Origin of the sequence: Chitinophaga sp. (assembly GCF_036566945.1) — a bacterium.
Lineage (GTDB): Bacteria > Bacteroidota > Bacteroidia > Chitinophagales > Chitinophagaceae > Chitinophaga.
The window spans coordinates 1-5256 of record NZ_DATCVJ010000265.1 but is presented as its reverse complement, the minus strand read 5'-3'; the positions used below and the strand labels follow the sequence as shown (position 1 = coordinate 5256).

The 5256-nt window shown below is 39.8% G+C and carries 5 protein-coding genes; all 5 read left to right on the top strand.

The genetic code is table 11. The features are described 5' to 3' along the window. Positions 1-751, top strand: a 751-nt coding sequence (locus VIP81_RS07810) for a hypothetical protein (protein WP_331958112.1), incomplete at its 5' end; no start/stop codon positions are given. 17 nt (positions 752-768) lie between these two features. Continuing rightward, on the top strand, positions 769-1620 hold the full coding sequence (locus VIP81_RS07805; RefSeq protein ID WP_331958110.1) for a polysaccharide deacetylase family protein: 852 nt from the start codon (positions 769-771) through the stop codon (positions 1618-1620). A 41-nt stretch (positions 1621-1661) separates the two neighbouring features. Then, complete coding sequence (gmd, locus tag VIP81_RS07800) at positions 1662-2774, top strand: GDP-mannose 4,6-dehydratase (protein ID WP_331958108.1); 1113 nt, start codon at positions 1662-1664, stop codon at positions 2772-2774. Positions 2775-2777: 3 nt separating this feature from the next. Continuing rightward, on the top strand, positions 2778-3704 hold the full coding sequence (locus tag VIP81_RS07795; protein WP_331958106.1) for a GDP-L-fucose synthase: 927 nt from the start codon (positions 2778-2780) through the stop codon (positions 3702-3704). An 82-nt stretch (positions 3705-3786) separates the two neighbouring features. After that, a partial coding sequence (locus VIP81_RS07790; RefSeq protein WP_331958104.1) for a hypothetical protein occupies positions 3787-5256 on the top strand: 1470 nt, incomplete at its 3' end.

Below are 5256 nucleotides of genomic sequence, written 5' to 3'. Positions count from 1 at the left end.
TGGGACTGATAAAATAGTGGGCATGGCCTGTGATGCCTTTATTGATGAGGATTATAGAAAAGATGAATTGTTGTTGAAGAAAATGTTTGACTCACTTCAACAAATACTGGAAGCCAACAAAGTTTTTTTCCTGATTTCCATACCTAATCCTATTGCTTATCCATATTGGAAATACATGGTAAAATGGAAAGACATCGGAGATTTGAGTTATTATGTTTTGCCTATACACGCAGGTGTTGTACTGAAGAATAAACTCAGTAAATTGATAAATGTCTTTAATCATTTATTTGTGTATACGACAGCATGGATGTTGGCTCCTTTTCAAAGAAAAAATAACAGTAGTGATATGTATAAAATAATGCCCTATGCACTCAAACGTGATAACGCATTATTAGAACAGCGATTCGACGACACCTATCTTTCTCTCAATGAAGGGGGGATAAAATTTTATATCAGGTTTTACGAAGAACAGGGAAGCCAGGTAGCATATATAATGGATGTAATTCCAATGAACAAAAGTAACCTGGACTATGTAGCAGCCTATGTGACGAGGCATTTTGCGCATAAAACTGATATGATTATGTATATCGGAAGTTTGAATTTTACGCCACGTCTGTTATACAAACTTCCAAAAACAAAAGAACCGAGAAGACAACCGTTTATCGGAAAATATGTAGGAACAGCAGCAGATAGGGCGATTTTCGACTATTCAAATTGGTCAATAGGTCTTGCTGATTTTGATAACCGATAATCCGAGTCAACCCAACAATGAAAATACTAAGTTTCGATATAGAAGAGTGGTTCCATATACTTGATCACCCTTTGACAAAAGATCCTGGATCGTGGAGGAATTTCGAATCCCGCATATTCCGCAATATGGATATTATATTTGAATTGTTGGATAAGCATCAACAGCCAGCCACCTTTTTCTGTATTGGCTGGATCGCAGAAAGATATCCGGAAGTAATCCGACGCATAGCAAAGTACAACTATGACATTGCCTGTCATTCCTATATGCATCAGCTGGTTTATGAATTAAGTCCGGCAGCCTTTAAGGAAGATACATATAAGGCTATTGATATTCTTCGGCAGGTGTCGGGGCAAAAGATTAATGCTTACCGAGCCCCTGGGTTCTCAATTATGGACAGTAACTTGTGGGCGTTTGAAATTTTGCAGGAACTGGGTATAGAAGTAGATAGTTCTGTATTCCCTGCGCAACGAGCCCATGGAGGATTGCCAGATTTTACTTCAGCAACTCCTTCAGTAATACATTACAAAGGTGGCGCCTTAAAAGAGTTTCCTCTTAATACTCATTCTTTTGCCGGAGTGAAATGGGTATTTTCAGGCGGGGGATATTTCCGGGCGTTTCCTTATGGAGTGATAAAGCGGTGGACAAAAGAATCGGACTATATGATGACTTATTTTCATCCACGTGATTTTGATAAAGAGCAACCCGTTTTGCCTGACTTGTCGCTCTTGAGGAGGTTTAAGTGCTATTATGGCTTGGATACAACTTATCTGAAACTGGATAAACTTCTGGATAGTTTTAAATTTACAGATATAAGATCAGCTGTAGATCTCATTGATTGGCCTAGTACAGCACAGATTAAACTTGGGTAAGATTATAATTCTTGCGATAATTAACTATAATATAAGATTTAATGAAGAAAGCAATTATTACCGGTATCACCGGTCAGGATGGTGCTTATCTTGCCCAGCTCTTATTGAGTAAGGGATATGAGGTGCATGGAATTAAAAGAAGAAGCTCACTTTTCAATACAGACAGAATAGATCATCTTTACCAGGATCCACATGAAAAAAATGTGCGTTTTAAGCTGCATTATGGTGATCTGTCTGATTCCACGAATCTTATTCGTATCATTCAGGAAGTGCAGCCAGATGAGATTTATAATCTCGGGGCGATGAGTCACGTGCAGGTAAGCTTTGAAGCACCGGAGTATACTGCCGATGTAGATGGGATAGGCACACTTCGTATCCTGGAAGCGGTAAGGCTACTTGGTTTAATTGAGAAAACAAGAATATATCAGGCGTCTACGTCAGAATTATATGGATTAGTACAGGAGGTGCCACAATCGGAAAAAACTCCTTTTTATCCACGTTCTCCATATGCCGTTGCTAAGATGTATGCCTACTGGATAACAGTTAATTATAGGGAAGCTTATAGGATGTTTGCATGTAATGGTATTTTGTTTAATCATGAAAGCCCATTAAGAGGTGAAACCTTTGTTACACGGAAAATAACGAGAGCAGTAGCGAAGCTATCGCTTGGGATGCAGGACCTGCTTTTTATGGGTAATCTGGATGCCAAACGAGATTGGGGCCATGCCAAAGATTATGTAGAGGCCATGTGGCTCATATTACAACAGGAAAAACCAGAAGATTATGTAATTGCTACTGGTACGACTACTACTGTGAGAGACTTTATAATAATGGCTTTTGCGGAAGTTGGCGTTGAGGTTGAATTTCAAGGAGAAGGTGTGCATGAAAAGGGATTTGTAAAAAGTAGCTCCCGTAAAAATTCACCTCTTCAACCCGGACAAATGCTGGTGGCCATCGATGAAAGGTACTTCCGCCCTACTGAGGTAGATTTGTTGATCGGAGATCCCACAAAAGCTAATACACAGCTTAACTGGAAACCCAAGTACGATTTGCCGGCGTTGGTGAAAGAAATGGTGGCTGCAGACGTGGAGTTGTTTGCGAGGGAGAAATTGTTGAAAGATGCAGGGTATAAAGTTTTAAATCAATTTGAATAAGTTATGAACACTACCGATAAAATATATGTGGCGGGGCATCGTGGGATGGTTGGTTCTGCCATAATACGTAGATTACAACAGGAAGGGTTCAACAATATTATAACACGTACATCATCAGAACTTGATCTTCGGGATCAGCGGGCGACAGCTGATTTTTTTGATGGGGAACAACCAGCTTACGTATTTCTGGCTGCTGCAAAAGTAGGAGGAATACTAGCCAATGATACTTACAGAGGGCAGTTCATTTATGAAAACCTGATGATTCAGAATAATGTGATCCATTATTCCTGGAAGGCTGGTGTGAAGAAATTGATGTTTTTGGGCTCCTCCTGTATTTATCCCAAAATGGCTCCGCAGCCGCTGAAGGAGGAATATTTGCTGACCGGTCCATTGGAACACACCAATCAACCTTATGCGATCGCTAAAATTGCCGGTATTGAAATGTGTGATGCTTACCGTGCTCAATACGGATGTAATTTTATTTCTGTGATGCCCACAAATTTATACGGTCCCAATGATAACTATGACCTGAACAATTCCCATGTCTTACCTGCTTTATTGCGTAAATTCCACGAAGCTAAAAAAGGCGGTCATGATTCTGTTACAATCTGGGGATCAGGCAGGCCTAAACGAGAATTTCTACATGCGGATGATATGGCAGATGCCTGTTTTTATCTAATGAATCATTATAATGAACCCGGCCCGATCAATATTGGTGTGGGGGATGATATTAGCATCGGAGATTTGGCCAGCCTTATAGCCGGTATTGTAGGCTATTCTGGTAATATGGTATTCGACCATACCAAGCCGGATGGTACCCCCCGAAAATTGATGGATGTAACAAAGCTTCACAAATATGGCTGGAAACATAGTATTGGTCTGGAGGATGGTATCCGCAAGGTCTATGAGGGGATTGGCTCCAAAATGTAAACCAAATAGTTTTAATTGAATTCTAATTTGTACCATAATTCTATCCGGTATTTTTGTTCAATTGGCAAGCAAACTACTTTATATGCATAAACAAAGTTATTTTTTTGTGCTGTTGACCCTCTATACTCTGGCATTAACCTCAAATTCTTCTGGCCAAAGTGCGGGACGACAGTTTTCACTTGGCTTTTATCAGGCCGTAAGTGATACTAACTGGCGGACCTATCACTCTTCTTTACGTGATTACTCCATTCAGCCAAATTTTGAATTACCTCATGAACGTGATACGACCAAGAAGAGAAGTTGGTTTTACCGCAAATTATTTAATGAACACTTGTTGGAATATCATCACCAGGATTATGATTTTTATGCAAGCTTTTTACCAGATTTTGTGGCTGGTAATAGCTCTGACAATGGCACCACCTGGCTAAATACACGCGGGGTTATCGCTGGAGGAAGACTGGGCAAAAATTTTACCTTCCGGACTGAATTTTATGAGAATCAGGCGAAATTGCCAGCATATCTGAATGCTTATAGTCGTCAGACGCAGATTATTCCAGGGCAGGGACAGTGGAAAGATTACAGTAATGGCAAGGCATTTGATTTTGCCTATTCATCCGCGTTACTGGACTATAAAGCTGGTAAATTTTTGGATTTTCAGCTCGGGTATGATAAGAACTTTATTGGTGATGGCTATCGTTCCATGCTCTTATCTGACAACTCATTCAACTATCCTTTCTTTAAAGTAGTGGCAACTGTTGGTAAGATACAGTATACCACTATGTGGGCGCAATTCATTGACATGAAGTATCCACCTGCATCTTACGAGAACGGCTATAGGAAGAAGTGGGGCGTTTTTAATTATCTTGATTGGAATATATCCCCAAAGGTATCTGTAGGATTATTTGAATCTGTTATATGGCAGGATTCCGATTCATCTGGCAAAAGAGGATTTGATATGAGTTATCTTAATCCTATTTTATTCTTACGGCCAGTTGAATTTTCAAATGGATCTCCTGACAATGCATTAGTGGGTATAAATGTCAAGTATGCCCCATCAGAAAACAGCACCTTTTATGGGCAATTCATACTGGATGAATTTAAATTAAAAGAAGTAACGAGCGCCAGTGGGTGGTATGCAAATAAGTTTGGAGGCCAGTTGGGGTTCAGATCTAATAATATATTTAGGGTGCCTAAGTTAAATGTTTTGACAGAATTTAATGCTGCAAGACCATACACATATTCTCAGCGATCTACGCTAAATAATTATGGACACTACAATCAACCCCTTGCTCATCCATTTGGAGCAAATTTTGTCGAATGGGTAAATATAGCGGATTACCAATATAGAAGGTGGTTTTTTAGAGGAGAGTTAATGATCTCTTCATATGGTCTTGATACAGCTGGTATTAACTACGGGAAAGACATCTTTAAATCATATACTACCCGTAACCAGGACTATGGGAATCATATAGGGCAGGGGCTTAAAACTAACCTTGCCTATTTGCAGGGGACAGTGGCTTTCCTGATTAATCCAAAATATAACTTGCGTCTG